Source organism: Actinoplanes oblitus, from assembly GCF_030252345.1.
GTDB lineage: Bacteria > Actinomycetota > Actinomycetes > Mycobacteriales > Micromonosporaceae > Actinoplanes > Actinoplanes oblitus.
In genome coordinates, this window is sequence record NZ_CP126980.1 from 2598567 (window position 1) to 2624659 (window position 26093).

Genomic DNA, 26093 nt, shown 5'->3' on the forward strand with positions numbered 1-26093 from the left:
GGGCGCCGCGCGCTCATCGCCGATCGGTTCCTATCGGGTGCCGCTGAGGGTCGACGGCAGTGGCGGACCGACCACCTGCGGCCGTTGCGCCGGCGCGGCCGGCGCCCGCAGCGCCGAGGCGCTCAGGGCCGAGTCGTCCGGCAGCGGCTCCAGGAACGGCTGGTACGCGCCCTGGCAAACCGTGCCCTTCGCGGGCAGGGTGCCCTTGAGCAGGTAGTTGTCGATCGCGGTGGTGGCGCAGTCGGACGTGCCGTACGACGTGTGCCCCCAGTTGGTGTTGGACAGCAGCCGGCTGTTGGGCAGTCGCCTGGACGCCGACACCGCGTCGTCGTAGTTGGTCGCCGGGTCCCACCGGGCGCCGACGATCAGCACCGGCGCGGCGGTCCGCCTCGTCCACGGGCCGGTGTACGCGTCCTCGTCCCGCACGGTCCACGTGTTGCGGGCGCACTGCACGGTGGCCCAGCCCCAGGCACGGCCGAAGTACGGCGCCCGCCGGTCGGCCTTCGCCATCAGCGCGGGCCACGAGTTCGCGTCCTTCGGGTGCAGCGCGTCGGTGCAGTCCACCCCCGAGAACGCCTCGAACCCGTTCTCGTACGGGAAGTCCCGGGCAGGCTTCCTGGCCCGCGCGTCCCTGATCCGCTTGGCCAGAGCCGTGCGCGCCGCCGCCTTGTCGGCGGCGCTGGACGAGGTGAGCAGCGTGTAGATGTACTGCGCGTCCTGGGTGACCCAGTCGCCGGCGGCGGTGTCGTACAGGTCACCGAGGATGCCGCCGACGAAGTCGGCGTACGTGACCGTGTAGCTTCCGAGCTCGTCGGTTATGACCAGCGGCTTCTTCCGCAGCTTCTGCGCGATCAGGTCGAAGTTGGCGACCGGGTCGCCGGCCGCGAACGCGCAGTACTTCTCGCCGGCGGCGTCGCATCGTCTGAGGATCTCCCGCAACGCCCGGTACGCTCCGTCCGCCGAGCGCAGCCGCTCGTCCTGCTCCTGGTTGGCGGTCGCCTTGGTACCGACCCAGCGCACCGGGTCGAGCACGCCGTCGACCACTATCGACCGGAACCGGTCCGGGAACATGTTCGCGTAGTACTGCCCGATCGCGGTGCCGTAGCTGAAGCCGAGATAGTTCAGCTTCTTGTCGCCGACGGCGCGCCGCAGGACGTCCATGTCGCGCACCACCTCGGCGGTCGACATCGAACCGGACAGCGGCTTCCCGGTGGTCGAGCACGCCTTGCCGAGTTGCTTGGCGGCCCCGACGTACGTCTTCTCCTCGGCCGCGCCCCACGGGAACGCCACATTCATCTTGTTGAGTACCGCGGCCTGGGCCTTGACGTTCTTGAAGCAGCGCACATTGTCGCTGCTCGCGATGCCGCGCGGGTCGAATCCGACGATGTCGAACCGGTCGAGCAGCGTCTTGCTCAGGAAGTACGGCGCGTTCAGTGCGATCGACGTACCCGATCCGCCCGGCCCGCCGGGGTTGAGGAACAAGCTGCCGATCTTGTGTTTCTGATCCTTGGCCTTGATCCGCAGGATCGCGATCTCGGTCTTCGGGCCCTTGGGCTTGTCGTAGTCGAGCGGGAGATGGGTCGTCGCGCACTGCGCGATCCGGTAGCAGTCGTACCAGCCGAGCTTCGGCGTGGGTACGCTGTCGACCCGCTTGCGCTCCTTCGCGGAGGTGTGGTCGGTGGTGGCACTGGTGGCGGCCGCGGCCGGCGCCGCGGCCCCGGAGACCAGCACTCCGGTGACCAGGGCGGCCACGATGACGGTTCTGCCGAGACGTGACATGCACGAATCCCTTCCGTCGGTCCGTGCGGCGTGATCGCCGCGGCAGGGATAGTAGGACGTCGATGCAACACATTCGGACGCGCCGATATGACGTCGTCGCTCGACGAGCGACCGGCCGGCAGCGGTGAGCGGGCGCTTGGAGCTGAGAACCTGGCGAACGGGGCGTGTCCGGCGCCATGGCAGCGCCGGACACGCCCGAGCGGTCAGCAGGTGGACTTGTTCCGGTCGCTACCGCTGCAGTGTGAGCACACCCGGCCGCCACGGCAGCAGGTTGTAGTCGCCTCCCGCGCCGGGGTCCTTGCCCTGGTACAGGAACTGGAGGTGGCACGGATCGATCGTCTTGGTCTGGTCGGGGTTGGTGCGGACCAGGTCACCGTGGCTGATGTCGTTGGTCCAGGTGGCGCCGCTGTTGGCTTTGCCGGCGAAGGGGTTGCTCTCGCTGGCGGCCTGCGGGGTCCACGAACCGCTGAGGCTGTTGGCGGTGAAGGAGCGGAAGTAGCGCCCCTGACTCCCGATCGCCTCGACGATCATCAGGTACTGGTTCTGACCCTGGACCTTGTAGACCTCGACCGCCTCGAACAGGTTGTTCGTCGCATCGCTCATGATCGTCGTGTAGTTCGAGCCGAAGCTGCCCGGGAAGTTCCCGAGCGGCATGCTCGACCGGTAGATCTTGCCGTTGTCCCCGGCGAAGAAGAGGTACATGTTCTGGTCGTCGCCGATGAGGGTCTGGTCGATCACGCCGTACGGGGCGTCGGGGAGACTGGCGGTGGAGAGCGTCTGTGCCGAGGACCAGCCGTTGGGGTTGGTCGGGTCGCTGGACGTCTTGTAGCTGAACGAGGTCGGTCCCCACTGGTACGCCAGCACCCAGATGTTCTTCGGGGCGAAGTACAGCAGCGTGGGCGCCACGGTGCCCTGGCTCATCCCGGTCTGGCCGGCCGAGGCCATGTCGGACCAGTTCGTGAACAGGCTGAAGTTCATCGAGCCGTACGAGCCGCTGCTGTTGACGTCGGACGCGTAGACCAGGTGCTTGCCGTTGTAGACCACGTTGGTGAAGTCCTTGAGCGAGACCCAACCGTTCTGCGGGTTCGCCAGCGCACCGGTCGACGACCAGCGGTAGGTCGACGGGAGCGCGCAGCCGTCCGGCGGCGGCGAGGTCGGGCCACTGCCGAAGTTCGTCCGCCACTGCTGGTTGGACTGCCCGTGGCAGTCGTAGAGCTGGATCTGCTGCCCGTTGGCCGTGCCCCACACGTCCAGGCACCGGCCGGACTGCACGCCGCTGATGGTGCCGTTGGAGTTGACGTTCCACTGCTGGTTCGGCTGGCCGTTGCAGTCCCAGATGATCACCGCGGTGCCGTTGGCGGTGGCCTGCCCGTTCGCGTCGAGGCACTTGCTGCCGTACACCTGCAGCTGCTTGCCGGCGGTGTAGGTCCACTGCTGGTTGGTCTGGCCGTGGCAGTCGTAGAGCTGTACTCGGGTGCCGTTGGTCTGCGACGCGTTCGGCACGTCGATGCACCGGCCGGACTGCACCCCGGCGATAGTGCCCGAGCCACCCGGGGTGCCCGGGTTCGGCGGTCCCGACGACGACGGGGTCGGGCCGGGGCCGTTGAGCGCGTTCAGTACCGCGGTGTACGCGGCCTTCTTGTTGCCGCCGCCGTCGAACAGCAGCGGGCTCTCGCTGGAGCGCCAGGAGTCGCTGTCGCGCACGCCCCACACCGTGATGCCGATGCAGCGAGCCACGTTGAGGCAGGCTTGGGTCAGCCCGGCGTACTGGGAGGTCGAAGCGTTGGTGACGTCGGCCTCGGTCAGGGCCACGTCGACGCCCAGGGCGGCGAAGCTCGACAGGGTGGTCTGGAAATTGCTGGGCAGCGAGCTGCCGCCGGTGAAGTGGGTCTGCAGGCCCACGCAGTCGATCGGCACGCCGCGGGACTTGAAGTCCTGGATCATGCGGTAGACGCCCTGCGTCTTGCCGTAGGACCAGTTCTCGATGTTGTAGTCGTTGTAGCACAGTTTGACCGAGGGATCCGCGTTGCGCGCGGTGCGGAACGCCACCTCGATCCAGTCGTTGCCGGTGCCCTGCAGGTTGGACTGCCGGCGGCTGCCGTCCTCGTTGAACGCCTCGTTGACGACGTCCCAAGCGGCGAGCTTGCCCTTGTAGTGGGTCATCACCCCGTTGATGTGATCGATCATCGCCTGGCGCAGGGTGCTGCCGGAGAGGCTCTGCATCCAGCCCGGCTGCTGTCCGTGCCATGCCAGGGTGTGCCCGCGCACCTTCATGCCACGCTGGGTCGCCCAGTCGTAGATGCGGTCGCCGGAGCTGAAGGTGAACTGACCTCGCTGCGGTTCCGTGGCGTCCGGCTTCATCTCGTTCTCGGCGGTCACCATCGTGAACTCGCGGCCGGCGATCGTGGTGTAGGTGGAGTCGCCGAGCCGGCCCGCGGCGATCGCGGTGCCGAAATACCGGCCGGACTGTGCCGCCGCGGCGCCCAGGGTGCTGGCCGCGGCGTTCGCTGCCGGCGCCACCGTCACGGCCGTGGCCACCGCCACGACGCCGACGGCAGCGACGGCCAGGGCTTTGCATTTTATCGATCTCATCCGTCTGATCTCGCCACGATGGACCGAGGGGCTCTCTGTCACCATGGCCTCCTTCCCTGGCCGGTGTCCGAGTCGTCCTGCCGGGCGACCGGACCGCACATGGAGACATTCGTAACTATCGATGCTGCCGGTGCCCCCGGCTGCTGGCAACAACTTCCGAGAAATTTCCGGTAGAAGGCTGGATAGGTTTGCACGGTATGGGCCAGCTTTGTCTGACCGGGCAGGATCCTGTGCCCCGGTATCGGGCTCCCGTCTTGCGGAAAAATCGGAAGTGTGTTCGGAAGTTTCGGTCTCCGTCATCAAGGGCTATAGTTCCGCTGATCAATCGATGTTGATCTATAGGCTTGGACAGGGGAGATCGTCACGTGGTGAAGACCAGTTCTGCGCCCCCGCGAGGGAAGGGGCACGGCAGGGGCTCCAGGAGTCCAGGGCGCGGGTTCTTGGCGTTCGGGCTGGCGTGGGCTGTGGCCGTGGGCTCGCTCGGCGGGTTCGTGCGGCCGACTTCGGCGTCCGCCGACGGAACGCCGGCGTACAAGAACACCTCGCTGCCGTTCAGTGTCCGTGCGGCGGACCTGGTCTCGCGTATGACGCTGGAGGAAAAGTACGATCAGCTCATCGCGATGCAACCGCATGCGACCTGGCGTCCGAAGCCGACGGCGATCGACCGGCTCGGCGTGAAGTCGTATGGCTACTGGGGAGAGGCGAATCACGGGATCTACTTCCCGACCGTCCCCGGCAACGACAACTACACGCAGTATCCGCAGAGCACCTCGATCGCATCGACGTGGGATCCAGCCATCACCCAGAAGATCGCCGGCGGTATCGCTGACGAGGCCCGCGTGACCTACAACACGTCCTGCCCGCCGGGTGTGGCGCATCCCGAACCCGTCGGTGGCGCCTGTCACGGCTTGACCTATTGGTCGCCGAACCAGAACCTCAACCGCGATCCCCGGTGGGGGCGAGCGGACGAGTCCTACACCGAGGATCCCTTCCTGGCAGGCCAGGTGGCCGGCGCCTTCGTGACAGGTTTGCAGGGCAACACCTCGTCGCGTCCCGACACGATTCCCACCGGGGCGCACGACTACGTTCAGGCGGTCGCCACGCCGAAGCACTACCTGGCGAACAACTCCGAGGCGAACCGGGACTTCGGTACGTCGAACTTCACCGAGCGTTCGATGCACGAGTACTTCCTGCCGCCCTTCGGGGCCTCGGCCGGCAAGGCGGGCGCGCGGTCGCTGATGGCCGCCTACAACGCCCTCTCCGTGGTGGAGGACTACACGAGGGACTACCCGTCCGCCTCGAGCTACCCGACCCTGTGGAGCCCGCGCGACAATGCCACCCCCGGCGGTACTCCCGGGACGCCGGCCGCCGCGAGCCGGTACTCCCTCGAGACCATGCTGCGCCGCTCGTACGGCTTCGACGGTTACGTCGTCTCCGACTGCGATGCGATCACCCGCGTGCATGGAACCGGAACGTCAGGGCACTCCTGGCACCCCGTCCAACTCGGCGGTCAGACACAGATCAGCAAGACCCTCGGCAACGCCTGGGCGCTCAAGGCCGGCACCGATCTTGACTGCTCGGGCGGTGACTACCCCACGGCGACCGGACTCCCGGCGGCTCAGAGCCAAGGCTTCATCAGCGAGGCCGACGTCGACATCGCGCTCGTCCGCGCCTTCACCGCGCGCTTCCAGCTGGGCGAGTTCGATCCCGTCGCCTCGGTCCCGTGGAACAGTGAGTCCTACTCGCTGTCGGCGGCCGGCGATCCTGACGTCAAGCTGGCTTCGCCGGCGCACCGCGCGGTGGCGCACGAATCTGCCCTCGAGGCGCCGGTGCTGCTGAAGAACGCCGGCCGGACGCTCCCGTTCGCGGGCGCGGCGACCGGCAAGACAGTCGCCCTGGGGCACGTGGACTCCCTCAACGGATTCCAGTCGGGCTCCTACTCCGGGCCCACGGCGGTCAACACCACCTTCGCCCAGGCGCTGGCCGAGCGGACGGGGTCATCCGCGTCGGCCGTGACCGCGGGCTCCACCACGCCGTTCCTCTCCAGCCACCTCGCGGTGTTCCCCGACGTCCTCGACGCCAAGGGCACCGCGATCACCACCTCCGTGTGCGCCAGCAGCCCCTGCGATCCCGTAGCGGACGCGGCGACCGCCGAATATCAGATCTCACAGGCTGACCATGTCGTGGTGGTCGTCGGTCACCGCAACGACGACGGCGGCGAGGGCACGGACCGCTCCACGGTCGTCATGCCACGTAAGCAGGCCGAGCTGATCCGGGACTCGATCGCCCCGCTCGCCCAGAGGTACGGCAAGAAGATCGTGGTGTGGATCCAGGCCAAGACCATGGTCGACGTCAGCGCGTTCAAGGACCTGCCAAGCGTAGGGGCGATCGTCTGGTCGTCCTTCAACGGCATGTACCAGGGCAAGGCGATGGCCGAGTTGCTGTTCGACGACGCGGTGACGCTCGAGGACGGGCGTGCCGCGGTGGCCAACTTCTCGGGCAAGCTGCCGCTGACCTGGTATTCCGACGTTGACGCACAACTCGGGCCGGCGGCCGCTCCGGACCGCGCGATCGAGGACTATCGGATGACCAAGGCGGAGGGCGCCAAGTGCGGCCGGACGTATCTCTACTACCAGGTCGGTCCCGGTTGCGTGGCTCCCCACTATGTGTTCGGTCAAGGTCTGTCGTACTCGCCGTTCGTCTACGGCACCCCGACGCTGTCCTCCTCGAAGATCACTCCCGACGACTCGGTGACGGTCTCGGTGCCCGTGTCGAATAGGTTCGCCAACCGCCCGGGCAAGGCTGTCGTCGAGGTCTACGCGAGAGCTCCGAAGGGGGCCGATGGGAACCAGCGTCCGCTCAAGCAGCTGAAGGGTTTCGTCAAGAGCGGCCTGATCGCCGGGACCTCGCAGCGGGTGAAGGTCACCATTGGCGCCGGTGACCTGTGGTTCTGGGACGACGTGAAGCACAGAAAGGTGTTCCCCACCGGAGAGTGGACCATCCTGGCTGGTCCGACTTCGGCCGACGCGGATCTGAAGCCGGTGAGCCTGCGGGTGACCGGACATCGCACGGCCGGCGTCGAGGTGGTCTCGGCCCAGCCGGACGCCACCGAGTTGAGCCTGGACACCCCCGACAACCGGATCAACGCCCAACTGTCGGTCACCAAGCACGACATGACGTTCTGGGATCTTTCCGATCGGGCGCTCAAGGTGAAGTACACCTCCTCCAACCCGGCGGTCGCGGCGGTCGACGCCAGCGGCTCCGTCAAGCCCGTGGCCACGGGCGCCGTCCTGATCACGGCCAAGGCCACCGCCAACCGGGAGAGCAAGTCGACTACTTTCCCGGTCGTGGTGACCTCCGGCGCACCGGACGCCACCGGCTCGGCGTTCCCGAACGCGCACACGTCACGGGTCGACTTCGGTGACCGAAGAGTGACGCTCGACCAGGCCTCCTCGGGGACGAAGCTGTCCGCGAGTGTGGTCCCGGCCGACCCGGCGACGACGTACCACTTCCAGATCGCCCCGATGGACACCAACACCGCCGGAGCGAGCGTGACCTCGGCGGGAGTCCTGACCGCGGCCAGGACCGGGCACGTACGGGTCACTGTCACAGCAACCGGTGCCGGCGTGGAAACGTCGGAGTCCGCCCTGGTCACGGTCACACCCAAGGTCCGGTTCGGCGGGGTGGGGTCACCGCCGGCCGGCGACGGCTCGCCCCGGGTGCCTACCAGTGGCAGATCGACTGGGGCAACGGCTCGGTTCACGCCATCGCCCTGACCCTCAGCTGATCCGGGTTCGCGGCCGGCCGCGAACCCGGATCAGCGCTGGACGCTTCGCGCCCGGTGGCAGATCTGCTCGATCGTCCGTATCTCCTTCACCTTCGGCGGCCCGGGCCCGCGCTCGGAAGCCCGGTCCATGGGCTGGCAAAATCGCCGCATGGACGCTCCCGACCTGGTCTTGGTGCTGCGCTACCGCAAGGCGGTGACGTACGGCTTCCACGCGCTGCTCGGTGCGCTCGGGGAACACGAGACCAGCACCAGCTTCGCGGTGCGGTTCGGTGACACCCCGGAGTCGACCGCCGATCACATCGGCGAAGCGGTCGGCGCCGGCTCGCGCGTACTCGTGTTGTGGTCGTTCTATTCGCCCGACGCGCAGGCGCTGGCCGCGGAGCTGGCCCACATTCGGACACTGGCCGACGCGCCCACGGTGACCCATGTCGCCGGTGGCGTGCACGCCACCGCGGAGCCGGTGCAGACGCTGGACGCGGGCTGGGACATGGCGGCGATCGGTGAGGGCGAGTCGACGCTGCTCAGCCTGGTCGACGCCAAGGGTGACCCGACCGGCATCACCGGCTTGGCCTACCGGGACGCGACCGGCAAGCTGATCAGGACCGGCAAGGCCAGGCAGCGGCCGCTCGACGACTTCCCGGGCTTCGCCCTCAAGTGGGACCGGTTCAACGCCCTGGAGATCACCCGCGGTTGCATCTACGCCTGCCGGTTCTGTCAGACGCCGTTCATGTTCTCCGCGAGGTTTCGGCATCGCAGCCTGGACAACGTCCGCTGGCACGTCGACCGGATGCGCGAGCGCGGCCTGCGCGACGTCCGGTTCATCACGCCGACGGCACTCAGTTACGGCACCCAGACCGACGAGCCGGACCTCGCGGCCGTGGAGGAACTGCTGGCGAGCTGCCGGGAGGGGATCGGGCCGAACGGGCGGGTCTTCTTCGGATCGTTCCCCAGCGAGATCCGGCCCGAGCACGTCAGCCGGGAGGCGCTGCGGCTGGTCAAGAAGTACTGCGACAACACCAACATCATCGTTGGCGCACAGTCCGGTTCGGACCGGGTGCTCGACGCGGCCAAGCGCGGGCACGGTGTCGAGGAGGTCAAGCGGGCGACCCGGCTCGGCATCGAGGAGGGGTTCCGGATCAACGTCGACATGATCTTCGGGATGCCGGGCGAGGACGCGGAGGACGTCGCCGACTCGTTGAAGCTGGCCCGGGAGCTGGCCGACCTGGGCGCGCGGATCCACGCGCACACCTTCATGCCGTTGCCGGGTACGCCGTGGCGGGACGCGCCGCCCGGCGACGTGGACCCGGAGACGATCCGGGAGGTGGACCGGCTCTCCCAGCGGGGGGCGCTCTACGGTCACTGGCAGAAGCAGCGGGATCACGCCGCGCGGCTGGCGGCGGCCGCCGAGCGGTATCCGCGGCCCGGCCGCAGCCGCACCCTGCTGCCCACCGTCGCGCCCCGCTCGGCCGCCGGGGACGACTGCGCCACCTGCTGAGCGCCGAGCGATCATGATCTGGGCCACGTTCGGCGCCGTGATGCAACCGTGATCACGCCGAGACCGTCTAGGAATCGTGGGGGAAACTCGATCACGACATCGACATCGCCGGGGACGGCGGCGCGCGCCGCGCGGCAGCCGGAGGTCCGGCTGGCCGATGCTGATCGCCGCCCTCCTGCTGGCCGGCTGCGGTACCGCGGTGCTCGCCCAGGTGCCACAGGAGCGGGCGACGCAGGCCGGGCTTCCGCGGGCACCCGCCCCGCGCCGGAGCGCCGAGTCCGGCGGGGCGGCGCGGGCGCCGGCGGGCAGGCCGAGGCCGCCGGCCCGGATCACCTATCCGGCCGCCGGCGACGGGAAGTTCGCGGTCGCCCCGGGGGAGACCGCGCCACCGGCCGGCCGCAAGGGCGAGCTGCTGCGCTACCAGGTCGCCGTCGAGCGGAGCATCCACGGCATCACCGCCGACGAGTTCGCCGGCACGGTGACCGCGACGCTGCGTGACCCGCGCAGCTGGACCGCCGGCGGCGAGTGGCGGCTCGAACGGGTCGGTCCCGGCGCGCGCGCCGACTTCGTGGTGCGCCTGGTGACGCCGAAGACCCGCGACGCGCTCTGCGCCGGTGCCCGGGACGGCTACACGTCGTGCCGCAACGAGGAGAAAGTGGTGGTGAACGTGGCCCGCTGGGTCAAAGGTGTGCCCGGCTACGGCGCGAGCCTGGACGCCTACCGTCAATATGTGATCAACCACGAGGTCGGTCACCGCCTGCACCAGGCCCACGAGCTGTGCCCGGCCGCGGGCGAGCCGGCCCCGGTCATGCAGCAGCAGACGCTCGGGATGCACGGTTGCACCGCCAACGCCTGGCCGTTCGTCAACCGGGAGCGCTACCGCGGCCGGATCGGCGCCTACGACGACAAGGTCCCACCCCGCGACAAGGGCAACCTCTGACCCCCATTTCCGGTACGCCCGGAGCACCCCGCCGCACCCGGCCGCCAGTCCGCACCCCTCCGCGACGCCCCGGCCCACCCGCGCTCCTGCCCCGGCTGGTCCTGACGGTGGTGTCCGGGGCCGTGAGACCACCGTGGACGCCAGCCGGTTGCTGTGAGCTGGTCGTGGTGGTGGTGTCCGGGGCCGTGAGGCGACCGTGGGTGCCAGCCGGTTGCTGTGAGCTGGTCGTGGTGGTGGTGTCCGGGGCTGTGAGGCGACCGTGGGTGCCAGCCGGTTGCTGTGGGCTGGTCGTGGTGGTGGTGTCCGGGGGCGGGAGGCCACCGTGGACGCCAGCCGACCACCGGTCAGGCGGCGGTGGCCGCCAGCTCGGGAGTGGGCTTGGCGGGGACGGCCGGGGCCGGGGTGGGGCGGGCGGACCAGATGGCGGCGTTCAGGGCTGCCCAGGCCGCGCCGAGCAGGATCGCCGCGATGGTTTCGCTGAGGCGGCCCCAGCCCAGGTAGACCCAGGAGCCGGCGGCGGTCACGATCAGCACGCAGCTCGCGGTCCAGACGGTGACCTGCCACTTCCACGGCAGGCCGCGGGAGACGAGCCAGGCCAGCAGGCCGAGGGCGGCGGCGGTCTGCACGGTGGCTCCGGCGGACATGCCGGCCAATGCTTTCGCGGCGGCGTCCAGCGGCACCGGCCCGTTGAACTCCAGACGGGACGGGAAGCTCAGATGGTCGGCGGCCCGCCAGCCGGGGTCCGGGACCAGGGCGAGCGCGGTCGCCAGCACCACGGCCGGCAGCACCGGCCCGAAAGCCTCCAGCAGGCCACCGCGTCGCGCGGCCAAGGAAGCACCGCTTCGCGCGGCCGAGAGGCCGCCGCTTCGGGCAGCCGGGAGGGCACCGCTTCGGGCGGACCGGAGGGCACCGCGACGCGTGGCCAGCAGGGCACTGTGGCGCGCGGCTCGGAGGGCGATAAAGAGGGTCGCCGGGCGGCGGGGCCACCACCAGCGGAGCAGGGTCACCGCTACGGCCAGGAACAGCGGGACCGTCGGGGACAGGGATGTGGCGGTGGACAGGGCGAACAGGTAACCGTCGGAGGTCCACTGGGAACGGGACCAGTCGGCGATCGCGTCGTCGGCGGCGGCCAGGCCGCTGAAGCGGACGACCGGCGGGATCACCTCGATCAGGACCAGGGCGACGAGGGTGAGCAGGGCCAGGCTGAGAGCCGCCGGGACGGCCGGGTGCCACCGGGACACGACGCTCCGGAGCGGGGCGGGGCGGTGCGGTGGGCGTACCGGGAAGGGGTGACCTCCGCACCAGCGGCCCGCGAGAATCAGACCGGCAATGATCAGCGTCAGCGCGGCCAGTGCGCCTGTCGCGCGTCCGGCGCGGGCCGCGAGGACCTGGTAGCTCGCTCCGGTGAGATAGCTGGCACCGACCATCCACAGAGCCCAGAGCGTCGCGGACGGGGTGTGCCAGGCGGCGAAGCGGCGGTACGGCACGCCGTTGCGGCCGGCCAACCGTGGCATCAGGGTGCGGGCGCCGACCACCCATTGTCCGAGGAAGATCGCGCGGCCGCCGTGCCTGAGGAAGAGCCGCTCGGCCCGCGCCCAGTGCTTCGCGAGCCGGCCGGAGGCGCGCGGGGCGGAGACCGTGGCGCGAGCGGCGCGATGGTAGGCGACGGTGCCGCCCAGCACCGCGGCGGCGACGGCCACCAGCAGGGCCGGCACCACGTCGACCACGCCGGCGTTGGCCAGCAGGCCCATCGCGATCAGACCGGTCGCCGACGGCAGCACCACGCCGGCGACGATCGCGGCCTCGCCGGCGACGAGGGCCGCGACCACCGCGTACACGAACACCGGCGGGAGGCCGCCGAGCCATCCGCCGAGCCAGCCCACCGATGTTCCCCCGTTCGTCGCGCTGTGCACCAGCGACGCTAGGGCTTGGGCGGGCAGCGGAAATCCGTGATGCTCCTTAGGGATCCACGGATTTCTACCGGAGGGGACCCGCATGCATCCGACGCTGCAACGCCTGGACGAGCTCGCCGCGCACCTGGCCACCCGGGACGACACCGTCGCGGTGCTCGGGCTGGGCTCGGCGGGCGCTCAGCGGGGGCGCCTCGACGAGCACTCCGACCTGGACTTCTTCCTGATCGTCGAGGAGGGGGCGACGAGCCGTTACGCGGCCGGGACGGACTGGCTGGCGGCGCCCTGCCCGGTGGTCTACAGCTTCGCGAACGACCGGCGGGGACGCAAGGCGCTCTACGCCGACGGCATCTTCGTGGAGTACGCCGTGTTCACCGTCGCCGAGCTGCGGCGGGTCCCGTTCCGCGGTGCCCGGGTGGTGTGGCGCCGGGCGGACGCCCCGCCCGGCCTGACCGAGTCGGACGTCCCGGAGCCGCGGCCGCCCTACGACACCGTCGAGTTCCACCTCAACGAGGCGCTCACCAACCTGTACGTCGGCCTGCACCGCGAGCTGCGCGGCGAGCATCTGAGCGCGGCCCGGTTCATCCAGGGGCACGCCGTCGACCGGGTGATCGCGCTGCTGCGCCTGAGTGAGGGCGAACCGCCGTACCGTGACGTCTTCGATCCGAGCCGGCGCGTCGAGCGGACCTATCCGCCGCAGCTCCTGCCGTTGGCGGAGATGGTCCCGGGCTATCGCGGCAACGCCGCGGCGGCCCGGGCCATCCTGGGCTGGCTCGGTGCCCGCTTCGCGATCCCGGGGCCGATCAACCGGGCGATCGAGGAGCTGCTCAGAAGTTGATCGGCAGGCCGGCGTAGTTCTCGGCGAGGCCGGTGGCGCCGGCCCGGCTGGACGCCACCCAGCGCAGCTGGGAGAGCTGGAGCTCGGCGTCGAACGGGTCACCGGAGGCGTGCAGCATCGTGGTCATCCACCAGGAGAAGTGGGTGCACCGCCAGACCCGGCGCTGGGCGGCGTCCGAGTACGCGTCGACCAGCGCCGAGTCGTGCTCGCGCACCGAGGCGATCAGCGCCTTGCCGAGCAGGGCCACGTCGGCGATCGCCAGGTTCAGGCCCTTGGCGCCGGTCGGCGGGACGATGTGCGCGGCGTCGCCGGCCAGGAACAGGTTGCCGTGCCGCATCGGGGTCTGCACGTAGCTGCGCATCGGCAGCACGCTCTTGTCGGTGATCGGGCCGGGGGTGAGTTTCCAGCCGTTCTGCCCGTGGCCGAGGCGGGTGGCCAGCGCGTCCCAGATCCGGTCGTCGGACCAGGAGGCCGGGTCGGTGCCGTTGGGAACCTGCAGGTAGAGGCGGCTGACCGTGGCCGAGCGCATTGAGTGCAGGGCGAAGCCGTCCGGGTGCCAGGCGTAGATCAGCTCGTCGGTGGACGGCGCGACGTCGGCGAGGATGCCGAGCCAGGAGTAGGGATAGATCTTTTCGTACGTCGTGGCGGCGGGGACGGCGGCGCGGGACGGGCCGAAGGAGCCGTCGCACCCGGCGATCGCGGCGGCGTCCAGTCGCTGAGTATTTCCGGACTTATCGGAATAGGTGACGTAAGGCCGGTCGGACGCGACGTCGTGCAGCGCCACGTCGCTGACCTCGTAGTGGATCTCCTGGCCGGCGGCGCGGCGCGCGGCGATCAAGTCCTTCTGCACCTCGGTCTGGCCGTAGACCCAGACCGACCGGCCGGTCAGGTTCACGAAGTCGAGGTGGTGCCGCTCGTGCGGCCACTGCAGGTGGATGCCCCGGTGCTCGTCCCCCTCGGCGCGCAGCCGGGTGCCCAGCCCGACCGACTCGAGCAGCTCCACGCTGGAGTGCTCCAGGATGCCGGCCCGGATCCGGGCCGCTACGTACTCCTCGGAGCGGGTCTCCAGGACCACGGAGTCGACGCCGCCCTGGGCGAGCAGATGGGAGAGAAGCAGGCCCGCCGGGCCCGCGCCGATGATGGCGACCTGGGTACGCATGCACCCACCTTCAGCGGCGGACGGCCCCCGGGCAAGGGCCTATTTCCACTGGACGGAAGCCAGCGTACGGCCGATCCCGCGCGCCGCCACCTGCAACGCGGACACCATCCGGGGCAACTGCCGGCGCAGGTCCGGGACCACCATGCCGAGCGCGGCCACCACGTCGTCCCCGTTGCGTACCGGCACCGCCACCGAGCAGGCGCCCAGGCTCATCTCCTCGCCGGTGGTGGCGTACCCCTCGGCCCGCACCCGGCGCAGCTGCTCCAGCAGGCGGGCCGGCTGGGTCACCGTGTACGCGGTCACCCGGGTCAGCCGCTGCAGCGCGGCACCCAGCACGTCGTCCGGCGCGTACGCCAGCAGCACCTTGCCCACGCCGGTCGCGTGCAGCGGCAACCGTGACCCGATCTTGCTGACCACCGGCACCGACACGTGGCCGCCCAGCCGGTCGACGTAGAGCACCTCCAGGCCGTCGCGGACCGCCAGGTGCACGGTGGCGAGCGTGGCGCCGTACAGGTCGTGCAGGAACGGGCTGGCCGCGGTGCGCAGCTCGCTCTGCACCGGGGCGAGCAGGCCGAGCTGCCAGATCCGGCGGCCGATCACGTACTCGCCGGTCGGCTCGCGGGACAGCGCACCCCACCGCTGCAGCTCGCCGACCAGCCGGTGCGCGGTGGCCAGCGGGGTGCCGGAGCGCCGGGCCAGATCGCTGAGCGTGAGGCTGCGATGATCCGCGTCGAACGCACCGAGCAGTTCCAGGGCGCGGGCGGTCACGCTCTTCGTCATCGGCCCTCCTTCCGCTCAGTGGAAGTCGAGTATCGCCGGGAGGGCCCGCGACCGCCTAGCGTCCGGGTGGTGAACACCCAGGCTGACATCGACCAGGAAATCGCGGCGGCGGCCCAGCAACCGGGCGGTCCGCAGCCGAGGATCGACTATCCGCCGTACCGCAGCAGCGTGCTGCGGCACCCCAAGCAGCCACTCCAGCTGATCGACCCGGAGTCGGTGGAGCTGTGGGCACCCGCCTTCGGGCACCGGGACGTGGCCGACGACGAGGCCGACCTGACCATCCAGCACGCCGGGACCCCGCTCGGCGAGCGCATCGTGGTGACCGGCCGGGTGCTCGACGGCGACGGCCGCCCGGTGGCGCACCAGCTCGTCGAGGTGTGGCAGGCCAACGCGGCGGGACGGTACCGCCACCAGCGGGACCAGCACCCGGCGCCGCACGACCCGAACTTCACCGGGGTCGGCCGGTGCCTCACCGACGCGGACGGGAACTACCGGTTCCAGACCATCAAGCCGGGCCCGTACCCGTGGCGCAACCACCTCAACGCGTGGCGCCCCGCGCACATCCACTTCTCGATCTTCGGGACCGATTTCACCCAGCGCCTGGTCACCCAGATGTACTTCCCGGGCGACCCCCTATTCAGGTACGACCCGATCTACCAGTCGATCACCGACCCGAAGTCCCGGGACCTGCTGATCGCCCAGTACGACCACGACCTCACCACCCCGGAGTGGAACACCGGATACCGTTGGGACATCGTGCTCACCGGCAGCCACCGCACTCCGCTCGACACCGAGGATGACAACGCATGAGCGCCGCGGTCCCCGGCCAGACGGTCGGCCCCTTCTTCCACCTCGGGCTCGAGTACCCGCAGATGAACGAGCTGGTCCCGCCCGCCCACCCGCGTGCCGTCCGGCTGCACGGCCGGGTCACCGACGGCGCCGGCGCACCGGTGCCGGACGCGGTGATCGAGATCTGGCAGGCCGACCGGCGCGGGCACGTGGTGCGCCAGCCGGGCTCGCTGCGCCGCGACGGCTGGACCTTCACCGGGTGGGGGCGGGCCGCCACCGACCCGGACGGGAACTACCAGTTCGCGACGGTGGAGCCGGGCGCCACCGAGCCGGGGCGGGCGCCGTTCTTCGCGGTGACCGTCTTCGCCCGCGGGCTGCTGGACCGGCTGTTCACCCGGGCGTACCTGCCGGACGACGCGGCGGCGCTGGCCGCCGACCCGCTGCTGTCGGCGGTCGGCGCGCAGCGGCGGGGGACGCTGATCACCCGGCGGGCCGATCGGGGACTGGTCTTCGACATCCGCCTGCAGGGCCCGGACGAGACGGTCTTCCTGACCTATCCCCGCCTGCGGGACGCCTGGGCGTGAGCGACCTGCTCTGGCCCGGCGACCACCGCGCCGGCGACCTGTTCACCGACGCGGCGGTGGTGGCGGCCATGGTCCGCGTCGAGTCGGCCTGGCTCGCCGCCCTGGTCGACCTGGGCATCGCCGACATCGAGCTGCCCGACCTGGCCCCGCTGGCCGGGCCGGCGGATCTCGAGCACCTGGCGGTGGCCGCGGAGTCCGGCGGCAACCCGCTGATCCCGTTGCTGAATCGGCTCAAGTGCCGCCTCCGGGGCCGCAACACGGCCGCCGCCGGCTGGCTGCACAAGGGTCTGACCAGCCAGGACGTCATCGACACGGCGATCGTGCTGTGCCTGCGCGACACGGTCGCCCGGGTGCGCGCCGACCTGCTCACCCAGATCGGCACGCTGACCCGGCTCGCCGACGAGCACCGGGAGACCCGGATGGCCGGCCGGACCCTGACCCAGCACGCCATCCCGATCACCTTCGGGCTGAAGGCGGCCGGCTGGCTGACCGGCGTGCTGGACGCCCGGGAGCACCTGGCCGCCGCCGGGAGCCTGCCGATCCAGGTCGGCGGGGCGGCCGGCAGCCTGGCCGCGCCGACCGCCGTCGCCGGGGATCCGGCCCGCGCCCGGGAGCTGGTGGCGGCTGCCGCCGAGCGGCTCGGGCTGCCGGTCCGGGAGCCGTGGCACACCAGCCGCGCCCCGCTCACCCGGGTCGCCGACGCGTTCGTGACCTGCACCGACGCCTGGGGCAAGATCGCCAACGACGTGCTTGTCGGCTCCCGTCCCGAGGTGCACGAGCTGATCGAGGGGGCGGCCGAGGGCAAGGGCGGCTCGTCGGCCATGCCGAACAAGCGGAATCCGGTGCACGCCGTGCTGATCAAACGGGCCGCGCTCGCCGGCCCGCCGCTCGCCGCCCTGGTGCACGCCGGCGCGGCGGCCGCCGTCGACGAGCGGCCGGACGGCGGGTGGCACGTCGAGTGGCCCACCCTGCGCACCCTGGCCCGGCGCACGGTGGTGGCCGGCGCGCAGACCGCGGAACTGCTCGCCGGGCTGCGGGTGGACACCGGCAAGATGCTGGCCACCCTGCACGAGGCGCGGCCCGGCATCGACGCCGAACAGCAGTCGGTCACGCCGGGGGCGGCGCCCGACCAGCCCTACCTGGGCGCGACCGACGAGATCATCGACGCGGTCCTGGCCCGGGCTCTGACGTCGAAAGGACTCTCGTGCTGACCGCGACCGTCTTCACCGACGCGCCGGACCGTCCGCTGCTGCTGCTCGGCTCGTCCGTCGGCACCTCGGCCGAGAGCCTGTGGGCGCGGTGCGCCGAGCGGCTCCACGGCCGCTACCACGTGGTCGGCTTCGACCTGCCCGGCCACGGCCGCAGCGCCCCGGCCGCCGGCCCGTTCACCGTCGCCGACCTGGCCCGCGCAGTCGTCGACCTGGCCGACGGCCTGCGGCCGGGGGAGAGTTTCCGGTACGCCGGCGACTCGATCGGCGGCGCCATCGGCCTGCAGCTGCTGCTCGACGCCCCGGAACGGGTCACCGCGGCGGCGGTCCTCTGCACCGGCGCCAAGATCGGCGAACCGGACATGTGGCACGAGCGGGCCGCGCTGGTCCGCGCCAAGGGCACCGAGGCCGTCGTCCCCGGCTCGATCGAGCGCTGGTTCGGCGCCGGCTTCCCGGCGGCCGGCCGGGAACCGCTGCTCGACGCGCTGCGCGCGACCGACGACGAGAGCTACGCCCGCTGCTGCGAGGCGCTCGCCGGGTTCGACGTCCGGGACCGGCTCGCCGAGATCGCCACGCCGCTGCTCGCGGTCGCCGGCGGCCAGGACCGGCCCACCCCGCCGGACGGGCTGCGCCTGATCGCCGAGACCGCGCTCAACGGCCGGCTGGTGGTCCTCGACGACGTCGCGCACCTGGCCCCGGCCGAGTCACCGGAGGTGGTGGCGTTCCTGCTGGACCAGCACTTCGAGGAGGTGCGCGCGGCCGGCATCCGGGTCCGCCGGGAGGTCCTCGGCGCCGCACACGTGGACCTGGCGACCGCCGGGACCACCCCGTTCACCCGGGACTTCCAGGACCTGATCACGCGCTACGCCTGGGGCGAGATCTGGACCCGGCCCGGCCTGGACCGCCGCAGCCGCTCGATGGTGACGCTGACCGCGCTGGTCGCCCTCGGCCACCACGAGGAGCTGGCCATGCACGTCCGCGCGGCGCGTACCAACGGCCTGACCCCCGACGAGATCAAGGAGGTGCTGTTGCAGACCGCGATCTACTGCGGGGTCCCGGCCGCGAACACCGCCTTCCGCATCGCCCAGCAGGTCCTCGCCGCCGAGCGGTGAGCGCTACGCGGCAGTGCCGGCCGGGTTCAGCACGGCGAAGCGCCAGCCTCCGTCGAGGGTCTGGCGCACCACGTTCGTCGTGGTGCCGGCGAGCTGTGCCCGGCCGTCCGGTGTGTCCACCTCCAGCGTCCAGTCGATCAGCATCAGGGCGACGTCGCCGCTGACCAGGGTGTGCCGTGGCGTGTTCACCAGGTGCGGGTTGCCGGCCAGCAGGCCGGCCAGGTCGGCCCGGATCCGGTCCGGGTCGGTGAGCACCTCGCCGCCCACCGTGCGGCTCACCGCGCCCGGCCCGAACAGGTCGAGCAGACCGTCCAGATCCCTACCGTTCACCAGCTCCTGGAACGCCGCCGACATGTCAAAAGCCGTCGTGACCGTCATGTTCCCACTCCTTGTCGATGCTCCGTTGTTGCCCCTCCGACGGTAGTTTTCAGACGTCCGTACGGCCTCGGCGAAAGGCGACAGCTACTTGTGACAATCGGACACGAGATCTGGCAGGTCCGGTACGTCGCCGGCGTTCCGGCCGCGGTCGAGGTGCTCAGCTTCGCCGCGCTGCGCCGGATGGACCGGACCGGTCGGCGCCGCGGCTGGCAACGCCCGGAGTTCCACGTCCTGGCCCTGGTCGAGTCCGGCGCCGGCCGGCACCGCGCCGACTTCGCCGACTTTCCGCTGGTCCCGGGCACTGTCGTCTGGATCCGGCCCGGCGTTGTCCACCGCTGGTCCGACGTGGACGCCGTCGACGGCCCGCTGATCCTCTGCACCCCGCAGGCGGTGACCGTCGAGCCGCCCGCCCCACTCACCTGGCTCGCCCCGGCGGCCTCCCGGCCCCTGCTGCGGGCCGCCGCCGCGCACCTGGCCGCCGAGCAGTCCGCCCAGCTGGCCGACCCCGCCCTGCACGCGCCCGAGGTGCTGGCCGCGCTGCTGGCCGCGCTGCTGCACCGCGCCGTCCGCACGGCCCCGGCACCGGCCGTGGCCGACGGTGCGGCGCACGAGATCTTCCGGAGCTTCCGGGCCGCCGTGGAGGCCGGGTTCACCACGCATCACCGGGTCGACTGGTACGCCCGGCAGCTCGGTTACGCCCCGCGCACGCTGACCCGGGCCACCCGGGCCGCCGCCGGGGTGCCCGCCAAACGGTTCCTGGACGAGCGGATCCTGCTCGAGGCCAAGCGGTTGCTCGCCCACACCGGCCTGCCGGTGACCGCGTGCGCCCGCCGGCTCGGCTTTCCCGACCCGCCCAGCTTCACCACGTTCTTCCGCCACCACACCGGCGTCGCGCCGACCCGGTGGCGGCAGGCCGCCGATCCGGCCGCGTGATCCCCGGGGAGTGCGCTCGGCCGGCGGCCGCCCGCCGGTGTCATGGCTCGTAGTCGTTCCATCCGGTGTGGTAGACCGGCTTGCTCTCCGGGTCGGCGTCGTGGCCGAGCCAGATCCGCACCCGCCAGTCCGCGCCGTCGGCGATCCAGTGGTCCTCCACCACCGCGTCACCCAGGGTGGCGGGGTCGCGGTCGTCGGTCACGTGCGGGGATCGGCTGACGACCTGCCAGTCGTAGTCGTAGTCCGACGATTCGATCTGGATGGTGTAATCGGGCGCCATCCATTCATGCTGCCCGATGCCCATCGGTCCGGCCAGGTCCTCGGTGGTGCGGGACCGCTCAGGCGGGCTGGACGACCGGGTGGCGCAGGCCTGGGTGGCCGGCCGGCAGGGTGCGCTGGATGACCCACCAGCTGGCCGCCAGGCAGGCGGCGACCAGTGGCCAGCTCAGCGCGATTCGCGCGGCGGCCAGCGCGCCCGGCTGCTCCGCGGCGTAGAGCGGCAGGAAGACCGCGACCCGGACGACGTACTGCAGCACCCACACCCAGCTCGCCCGGGAGTACGCCCGGAGCAGCTCCGGGTCGCGGCGCCACCGGGTGCGCTGGCCGAGGACGGCGCCGACCACCACGCCGAGCAGGGGCCACCGGATCACGATGCTGATCGCCCAGACCAGCACGCTGGCGCCGTTGCTCAGCAGCTGCAGCAGGAAGAAGTCCTCGGCCTTGCCGGTGCGCAGGGCGATCAGCGCGGCCACGCAGACGCCGAGCAGGCCGATCAGCACGGCGCGGGGCTTGTCGCCGCGACGCAGCCGCCAGCCGACCACGCCGAGGGCGGCGAGCAGGGCGCCGGCCGTGCCGGCCCCGATGGTGTGGAAGATCAGCCAGCCGCCCAGGAAGCCGACGGCCGGCCACGACGCGTCGATGGCGGCGCGCCGCCCGTTGAGCAATTCCGACAGCGATTCCGGCTGCGCCATCTCCACCCGCCTGTTAGAGGTTAGGGCAGCCTAACCCAGGCGGTGGGCAAAGGGTGGGACGGGGAGCGAGGTGGGGCTGCCTCGTTCCCCGTCCATGGTGTAGCAGCACTGCGTGAGATCACGCGGGGGATTGCTGCGCCTCCATTCGAATCCAAACGGCCCTGGGAGCGCTCCCAGTTCATCGCACTGTAGCAAGTGTCGCGCGCCCCGGGGAGGGGGTCAGACCGCCGAGCAGCTGACGGCTGGGGTGGCCGGGGTGCCGGTCGCGATGAAGCCGAACGTCGCCGAACCGCCGGCCGCCAGCGCGCCGTTGTAGGTGGCGTTCGACGCCTGAATCTGATTGCCGCTGGTCAGCACCGTCGCGTTCCACGACTGCTGCACGGTCTGCGCGGCGCCGTAGGTGAGCGTCACCGCCCAGCCCTTGACCGCCGCGTTGCCCGCGGTCACCGTCACGGTCGCCTGGTAGGCGCCCGACCACTGCGAGGCGACGGAGATCGCCGCGCGGCATCCGCCCGCCGGCACCGGCGTGGACGGTGAGGGCGAGCTGGGGGACGGCGAGCTCGGCGACGGCGAGGAGGGCGACGGCGAGGACGGCGACGGCGAGGACGGCGACGGCGAGGACGGCGAGGTCGTACCGCTGAAGTTCACGTCACTGCAGAAGTAGTACGACTGGTCCAGGTGGCTCGCCTGCCAGATGGTGTAGACCATGGCGCGCCCGGACCGCCCGGACAGGTCCACCGGGATGTCCATCTGCACGCCGTTGCTGAGCTGCTCGGTCCACTGCGCCGCCGGCGTGTTCGGCACCTCCTTCACCAGATCCAGGTCGGACCACTTCAGCGCGGTGGTGACCGGGTTGTAGGACGGTTTGGTGACATAGACCCGGATGTAGTCGGCGCCGTGCCGCGCCCCGTCGAAGAGCCGCACCGTGAACGAGTTGGCGATCGTCGTCGCCTTCCAGTCGCCGATCGCGTCCATCGCGGCGTACCGGCCGTTCTGCGTCCGGCCGGCGCTGCACAACTGCCCGTCCGGGATGGCCGCCTGATGGTTGCCGGCCACGCCCTCGCGGAACAGGCCGTTCCAGTTCCACATCGCCTGCGGATCGGCCTGCCAGGCCTGGTAGCACATCGGATCCTCGGTCGCCATCTCCGGCGCCTGGAACCTGTCGCCCCACCGTTCGTAGCAACCGTAGTTGCGCGAGGCGGGACCGATGACGTTGCCGTGCGCCGCGGCGGGCGAGGCCGGCGCGACCAGCACGGCGAGAGCGGCGGCCAGGGCCGCCACCAGGGCGGAGATCAAGAACTTCTTGGGTACGACGTGAGTCATGCGAACTCAGCACTCCTGAGCTCAGGGCCGCCGTGGGTAGCGACGGCCGGGCTGCGGGGGGGATGTCGGAAGCTGCCCGGGCTTCCGCGGTACCCGCGTGCGTCTCTCGTCGAGTGCTGTGCCGCCCAGCGTGCCCGCTTGATCGAGAGTTGTCAATCGGCCCGCGATGCTCCGGCGGGTTCCCGGCGACGATGCGGAAAATCGGGTGCCGGCCGGCCCCGGAGTTCCTAGGTTGTCGGGATGTCCGCCGAAGCCGCCCGTGCCGCCGAACTGCTCACCCAGCTGTCCAACCCCGCCCGCCTGCGCGCCTTCGCCGAGCTGGTCCGCCGGGGTGGCGAGGGATCGTCCCTCGCCGAGCTGGCGTTCCACCTGGACGTCGGCAAGCCGCAGGCGGGGGAGGCGCTGGGCCGGCTGGCCGCGCTCGGGCTGGCCACCGGCAGCGGCGACGGGTATTACCGGGCCCGGCCGGAGGCGCTGCGCGAGGCGGCGCAGGCGTTGTCGGCGAGCCTGCCGATCGCGCCGTTGCTCGGGGAGTATCCACAGCTCAGGAGCTTTTTCGCGTACGGCCGGCTGACCGCCCTGCCGCCGACGCTGAGCGAGCGGTACCAGCAGATCGCGGAGCTGCTGGCACGTTTCGTGGCGGTCCAGGACCTGCTCACCGAGGACGAGGTGAACGCCCGGATCGCGGTGGTGGCCGACGACGTGGCGGCGGTCCGCCGGATGCTCGTCGACACCGGCTGGCTGGAGCGCGACCGGGCCGGCACCGTCTACGGCGCCGGCCGGATCTACACCCCCGCGAATTGATGCCGGACGGCCCGATCGGCCGGCCGCGACGGCTGTCCGCAGGCTTCGGACCAGGGGAGTCGAGCGGTACCTTCCGGACCGCCCGCAGCGCCGCGATGTCCCGCCAGGGCACGCGCATCCTCCACTAGCGGTTCTGAGCCCGCCGGTCGCGCTCCCTGATCGCGGTCTCCACGAGGGCTCGGGCGGCCCACGTCATGGCCTCCCGCTCGGCTTCCGCGTCGAGGCCGCGGACGTCTCGCAGGGCTATCTGCGCCTCCCAGCCGACCACCATGGTCAGCGCGGAGATGAGGCGCTCGTAGGCCGGCTCGCCCAGGCTGTCACGCAACGGCTCGCAGGCCTTGTCCAGCCACTCGATCCGGCGCTGGCTGCGGCGTGGGCCGGTCGCCTCGGCGGCGCCGCCGGCGGCCGGGTCGACGGTCAGACGGATCATGCGGCGCCCCAGGGGTAGCGACTGCGGCGAGTAGTCCAGCAGCGTCCGGATGAGGGCGTCGACCCGCCCCGCCGGATCGTCGGCGAGCGCGGGATCCGCGAGCGCCGCCTCCACCGGCGGCTCGTTGAGCGCGCCGGCCGTCGCGTCGAGGAGCAGCTCGTCCAGCGCCGGGAAGTACATGTAGACGGTGCGTCGCGACACGTCGGCGGCGGCCGCGATCTCGTCGATGGACGGCGTTGATCCGAGCGTGCTCAGGCGTACCGCCGCATCGACGATCGCCTTCCGGGTGCGGCGCCGCTGCGCCTCCCGGCCACCGCTGCGCACCGGTTTCTCCATAGTCATCGGCGATGCCACCCACCTCGAAGCCTGTGATCACGACCGCCTTGACGGCCATCGGAGCCGAGTATACCGTCATGCATTAATTGCACTTGAGTGCAATGATTGCACAAGGCGGCAGAGTCTGCCCGCGCGGCCCGGCTCCGGCCTGCCATGCGCGGATGCCCGCAGGTGAGAACGGGAGAATCAGGAGGCGACCATGAGAGTGCTGGTAGCAGGCGCGACCGGAGCGATGGGCAAGCAGCTCGTGCCGCGCTTGGTGAGCGCCGGTCACGAGGTCTTCGCCATGACGCGCAACGAGTCGAGCAAGGCGGCCCTGTCGGAACTCGGCGCGGTGCCGACCGTCGCGGACGCGCTCAACCGCGCCCAGGTCGAGGCGGCGGTCCGCGAGGCCAAGCCCGACGTGATCATCCACCAGCTGACCGCCATCGGGCACATCGACACACGCCACTTCGAGCGCAGCTTCGCCGCCACCGACCGGCTGCGCATCGAGGGCACCGACAACCTTCTGGCCGCGGGGCGCGCGGCGGGAGTGCGGCGGTTCGTGGCGCAGAGCAACGGCGCGTTCACCTACGCCCGGACGGGTGGGCCGGTGAAGACCGAGCAGGACCCGCTCGACCCGTCGCCGGTCAGCCAGATGGCTCCGATGGTCGCCGCGATCCGGCACCTGGAAAGCGCCGTGCTGGGCGCCGAGGGGATCGACGGGATCGTGCTGCGCTACGGCGCGTTCTACGGACCCGGCACCTCGATGGCCCCGGGTTCCGCGCAGCTGGAGGCGATCCGCAAGGGCAAGTTCCCGATCGTCGGCGACGGCGGCGGCGTATGGTCGTTCGTCCACGTCGCCGATGCGGCGGAGGCGACGGCCGCGGCGGTCGACAAGGGCGCCCCCGGTGTCTACAACATCGTCGACGACGATCCCGCACCGGTCGCCGAGTGGTTGCCGGAACTGGCCCGCAAGCTGGGTGCCCGGAAGCCGATGCGGGTGCCACGGTTCGTCGGGCGGCTGGCCGCCGGGGAGCCCGGCGTCGTGCTGATGACCGAACTCCGCGGCGCTTCGAACGCCAAGGCCAAGCGCGAGCTGGGCTGGCGGCCGGCGCACCCGTCCTGGCGTCAAGGCCTCCAGGTGTCCTGACTGCCGCGGATCCAGCCCGCGCGGGGACAGGGTGGGGCCGCTGTGGCCGCCCGGCCGCTCAGCGAACTTCGCCGTCCGGGATGTGGCCGGTGCTCATCGGACCGTCGCCGCCCTGGCCACCGCGGGGGCCGTCACGGCTGCCGGCACCGCGTCGGGCAGGGTGGCGGTCCACAGCCGGTAGACGAGCACCGGGCCGATGACCCAGTAGCCGAGGGCGGTGTAGAAGCCGGGGAAGCTGAGGTCGCCGGCGATCAGGTCGTAGACGATGTGGCCGATGGCGTTGCCCATCGCGCCCATCACCGCGAAGAACCAGGCGATCAGCAGCGGGACCCGCCAGCCGCGGTAGATGGCGAGAGCGCCGATGGCGAAGGCGGCGTAGGAGATCATGTTGATCCAGACGAACTTGTTCAAGGTCATGGCCTGCGCGCCGAACACCTCGGTCGGCCAGCGGCGGTTGAATCCGTTGGTGAACTCCTCGGCGAAGTGCAGGAACTGCCACGCCATGCCGACCAGATAGATCGGCAACACCTTCGCCGGATCCGGCCGGCGCCGGTTGGTGGTCATCAGGTGTGCGGCGTACGCGATCACCATGGCCGGGATGAACGTCCACCACAGCGCTGAGCCCGGCGAGAGCCAGGCGAACAACGAGATCAGGGCGGCGGCTACGCCACCGGCCGCGAGCGCGGTCTTTCGGGTCTGGGACACAGGGGTCTCCTCGGAGAGCCGGACAGCTGCCGGGACGGCGCGGACAGCTTTGCCAACAGCTGTTTGTCAACGCCCGTTGGCGACTCAGCCTAGGTTGCCAACGGCCGT

22 protein-coding genes are annotated in these 26093 nt (G+C 71.2%); 11 read left to right on the forward strand and 11 right to left on the reverse strand.

Going from position 1 to position 26093, the window contains the following annotated elements; genetic code table 11:
• Window positions 1-30: 30 nt before the first annotated feature.
• A complete protein-coding gene (locus Actob_RS11730; RefSeq protein ID WP_284920120.1) occupies window positions 31-1779 on the reverse strand; it encodes an alpha/beta hydrolase in 1749 nt (582 codons plus the stop codon).
• 228 nt (window positions 1780-2007) lie between these two features.
• Window positions 2008-4413, reverse strand: coding sequence for a non-reducing end alpha-L-arabinofuranosidase family hydrolase (locus Actob_RS11735; protein WP_284920121.1), 2406 nt, complete (start codon window positions 4411-4413; stop codon window positions 2008-2010).
• A gap of 398 nt (window positions 4414-4811) precedes the next feature.
• Between Actob_RS11735 and Actob_RS11740 the strand changes: the two genes are divergently transcribed.
• The 3 genes from Actob_RS11740 (at window position 4812) to Actob_RS11750 (ending at window position 10593) form a co-directional block, all read left to right on the forward strand.
• Window positions 4812-8147, forward strand: coding sequence for a glycoside hydrolase family 3 C-terminal domain-containing protein (locus Actob_RS11740; RefSeq protein WP_284920122.1), 3336 nt, complete (start codon window positions 4812-4814; stop codon window positions 8145-8147).
• A gap of 159 nt (window positions 8148-8306) precedes the next feature.
• The gene (locus Actob_RS11745) at window positions 8307-9653 is read left to right on the forward strand and encodes a TIGR04013 family B12-binding domain/radical SAM domain-containing protein (RefSeq protein ID WP_284920123.1); all 1347 of its coding nucleotides are present in this window, start codon (window positions 8307-8309) and stop codon (window positions 9651-9653) included.
• A gap of 157 nt (window positions 9654-9810) precedes the next feature.
• The gene (locus Actob_RS11750; RefSeq protein WP_284920125.1) at window positions 9811-10593 is read left to right on the forward strand and encodes a DUF3152 domain-containing protein; all 783 of its coding nucleotides are present in this window, start codon (window positions 9811-9813) and stop codon (window positions 10591-10593) included.
• A gap of 344 nt (window positions 10594-10937) precedes the next feature.
• Here the strand turns inward: Actob_RS11750 and Actob_RS11755 are convergent, their stop codons facing one another.
• Window positions 10938-12476: a DedA family protein gene (locus Actob_RS11755; protein WP_284920126.1), complete on the reverse strand. Its 1539-nt coding sequence runs from the start codon at window positions 12474-12476 to the stop codon at window positions 10938-10940.
• 112 nt (window positions 12477-12588) lie between these two features.
• Between Actob_RS11755 and Actob_RS11760 the strand changes: the two genes are divergently transcribed.
• Window positions 12589-13341, forward strand: coding sequence for a hypothetical protein (locus Actob_RS11760; RefSeq protein WP_284920128.1), 753 nt, complete (start codon window positions 12589-12591; stop codon window positions 13339-13341).
• Here Actob_RS11760 and Actob_RS11765 read toward each other — a convergent pair.
• A complete protein-coding gene (locus Actob_RS11765; protein ID WP_284920129.1) occupies window positions 13331-14500 on the reverse strand; it encodes a 4-hydroxybenzoate 3-monooxygenase in 1170 nt (389 codons plus the stop codon). The two genes, Actob_RS11760 and Actob_RS11765, sit on opposite strands and share 11 nt — an antisense overlap.
• 39 nt (window positions 14501-14539) lie before the next feature.
• Entirely contained in the window at window positions 14540-15280 is a 741-nt protein-coding gene (locus Actob_RS11770; RefSeq protein ID WP_284920130.1) for an IclR family transcriptional regulator, read from the reverse strand.
• Window positions 15281-15349: 69 nt separating this feature from the next.
• Between Actob_RS11770 and pcaH the strand changes: the two genes are divergently transcribed.
• Genes pcaH through pcaDC form a run of 4 tightly spaced genes read left to right on the forward strand, consistent with a single transcriptional unit; the run spans window position 15350 to window position 18973 of the window.
• On the forward strand, window positions 15350-16090 hold the full coding sequence (pcaH, locus tag Actob_RS11775) for a protocatechuate 3,4-dioxygenase subunit beta (protein ID WP_284920132.1): 741 nt from the start codon (window positions 15350-15352) through the stop codon (window positions 16088-16090).
• Window positions 16087-16653: a protocatechuate 3,4-dioxygenase subunit alpha gene (pcaG, locus tag Actob_RS11780; RefSeq protein WP_284920133.1), complete on the forward strand. Its 567-nt coding sequence runs from the start codon at window positions 16087-16089 to the stop codon at window positions 16651-16653. Before pcaH ends, pcaG begins: the two co-directional genes overlap by 4 nt.
• Window positions 16650-17864 (forward strand): lyase family protein, encoded by a 1215-nt coding sequence (locus tag Actob_RS11785; RefSeq protein ID WP_284920135.1) that lies wholly within the window; start codon window positions 16650-16652, stop codon window positions 17862-17864. Before pcaG ends, Actob_RS11785 begins: the two co-directional genes overlap by 4 nt.
• Window positions 17858-18973, forward strand: a complete 1116-nt coding sequence (pcaDC, locus tag Actob_RS44200; RefSeq protein WP_284920136.1) for a bifunctional 3-oxoadipate enol-lactonase/4-carboxymuconolactone decarboxylase PcaDC — start codon at window positions 17858-17860, stop codon at window positions 18971-18973. Before Actob_RS11785 ends, pcaDC begins: the two co-directional genes overlap by 7 nt.
• A gap of 3 nt (window positions 18974-18976) precedes the next feature.
• Here pcaDC and Actob_RS11795 read toward each other — a convergent pair whose 3' ends face one another.
• Window positions 18977-19351, reverse strand: a complete 375-nt coding sequence (locus Actob_RS11795) for a YybH family protein (protein ID WP_284920137.1) — start codon at window positions 19349-19351, stop codon at window positions 18977-18979.
• Between the two features lie 90 nt (window positions 19352-19441).
• On the opposite strand from Actob_RS11795, the gene Actob_RS11800 reads away from it, so the two are divergent.
• Entirely contained in the window at window positions 19442-20284 is an 843-nt protein-coding gene (locus Actob_RS11800; RefSeq protein WP_284920138.1) for a helix-turn-helix domain-containing protein, read from the forward strand.
• Window positions 20285-20324: 40 nt separating this feature from the next.
• Here Actob_RS11800 and Actob_RS11805 read toward each other — a convergent pair whose 3' ends face one another.
• The 3 genes from Actob_RS11805 to Actob_RS11815 all read right to left on the reverse strand — a co-directional run bounded on the left by Actob_RS11805 (window position 20325) and on the right by Actob_RS11815 (window position 22578).
• Window positions 20325-20564, reverse strand: coding sequence for a hypothetical protein (locus tag Actob_RS11805; RefSeq protein ID WP_284920139.1), 240 nt, complete (start codon window positions 20562-20564; stop codon window positions 20325-20327).
• A gap of 58 nt (window positions 20565-20622) precedes the next feature.
• On the reverse strand, window positions 20623-21255 hold the full coding sequence (locus Actob_RS11810; RefSeq protein WP_284920140.1) for a DUF3159 domain-containing protein: 633 nt from the start codon (window positions 21253-21255) through the stop codon (window positions 20623-20625).
• 219 nt (window positions 21256-21474) lie between these two features.
• Window positions 21475-22578 carry a lytic polysaccharide monooxygenase auxiliary activity family 9 protein gene (locus Actob_RS11815; protein WP_284920141.1) on the reverse strand — a complete coding sequence of 368 codons (1104 nt, stop codon included), beginning with the start codon at window positions 22576-22578 and terminating at the stop codon, window positions 21475-21477.
• Between the two features lie 240 nt (window positions 22579-22818).
• On the opposite strand from Actob_RS11815, the gene Actob_RS11820 reads away from it, so the two are divergent.
• Window positions 22819-23382 (forward strand): DUF2087 domain-containing protein, encoded by a 564-nt coding sequence (locus Actob_RS11820; RefSeq protein WP_284920143.1) that lies wholly within the window; start codon window positions 22819-22821, stop codon window positions 23380-23382.
• 124 nt (window positions 23383-23506) lie between these two features.
• Here Actob_RS11820 and Actob_RS11825 read toward each other — a convergent pair whose 3' ends face one another.
• Entirely contained in the window at window positions 23507-24154 is a 648-nt protein-coding gene (locus Actob_RS11825; protein ID WP_284920144.1) for a TetR/AcrR family transcriptional regulator, read from the reverse strand.
• Window positions 24155-24347: 193 nt separating this feature from the next.
• Between Actob_RS11825 and Actob_RS11830 the strand changes: the two genes are divergently transcribed.
• Window positions 24348-25280: an NAD-dependent epimerase/dehydratase family protein gene (locus tag Actob_RS11830; protein ID WP_284920145.1), complete on the forward strand. Its 933-nt coding sequence runs from the start codon at window positions 24348-24350 to the stop codon at window positions 25278-25280.
• Window positions 25281-25373: 93 nt separating this feature from the next.
• On the opposite strand, the gene Actob_RS11835 is transcribed toward Actob_RS11830, so the two are convergent.
• Window positions 25374-25985, reverse strand: a complete 612-nt coding sequence (locus tag Actob_RS11835; RefSeq protein ID WP_284920146.1) for a hypothetical protein — start codon at window positions 25983-25985, stop codon at window positions 25374-25376.
• Window positions 25986-26093: the final 108 nt, after the last annotated feature.

What these genes read in the sequence shown, in the direction of transcription:
- Actob_RS11730 (WP_284920120.1), bottom strand. Translation starts at nt 1,779, where the DNA reads ATGTCACGTCTCGGCAGAACCGTCATCGTGGCCGCCCTGGTCACCGGA.
- Actob_RS11745 (WP_284920123.1), top strand. Translation starts at nt 8,307, where the DNA reads ATGGACGCTCCCGACCTGGTCTTGGTGCTGCGCTACCGCAAGGCGGTG.
- Actob_RS11750 (WP_284920125.1), top strand. Translation starts at nt 9,811, where the DNA reads ATGCTGATCGCCGCCCTCCTGCTGGCCGGCTGCGGTACCGCGGTGCTC.
- Actob_RS11760 (WP_284920128.1), top strand. Translation starts at nt 12,589, where the DNA reads ATGCATCCGACGCTGCAACGCCTGGACGAGCTCGCCGCGCACCTGGCC.
- Actob_RS11765 (WP_284920129.1), bottom strand. Translation starts at nt 14,500, where the DNA reads ATGCGTACCCAGGTCGCCATCATCGGCGCGGGCCCGGCGGGCCTGCTT.
- Actob_RS11770 (WP_284920130.1), bottom strand. Translation starts at nt 15,280, where the DNA reads ATGACGAAGAGCGTGACCGCCCGCGCCCTGGAACTGCTCGGTGCGTTC.
- pcaG (WP_284920133.1), top strand. Translation starts at nt 16,087, where the DNA reads ATGAGCGCCGCGGTCCCCGGCCAGACGGTCGGCCCCTTCTTCCACCTC.
- Actob_RS11795 (WP_284920137.1), bottom strand. Translation starts at nt 19,351, where the DNA reads ATGACGGTCACGACGGCTTTTGACATGTCGGCGGCGTTCCAGGAGCTG.
- Actob_RS11805 (WP_284920139.1), bottom strand. Translation starts at nt 20,564, where the DNA reads ATGGCGCCCGATTACACCATCCAGATCGAATCGTCGGACTACGACTAC.
- Actob_RS11810 (WP_284920140.1), bottom strand. Translation starts at nt 21,255, where the DNA reads ATGGCGCAGCCGGAATCGCTGTCGGAATTGCTCAACGGGCGGCGCGCC.
- Actob_RS11815 (WP_284920141.1), bottom strand. Translation starts at nt 22,578, where the DNA reads ATGACTCACGTCGTACCCAAGAAGTTCTTGATCTCCGCCCTGGTGGCG.
- Actob_RS11820 (WP_284920143.1), top strand. Translation starts at nt 22,819, where the DNA reads ATGTCCGCCGAAGCCGCCCGTGCCGCCGAACTGCTCACCCAGCTGTCC.
- Actob_RS11825 (WP_284920144.1), bottom strand. Translation starts at nt 24,154, where the DNA reads ATGACTATGGAGAAACCGGTGCGCAGCGGTGGCCGGGAGGCGCAGCGG.
- Actob_RS11830 (WP_284920145.1), top strand. Translation starts at nt 24,348, where the DNA reads ATGAGAGTGCTGGTAGCAGGCGCGACCGGAGCGATGGGCAAGCAGCTC.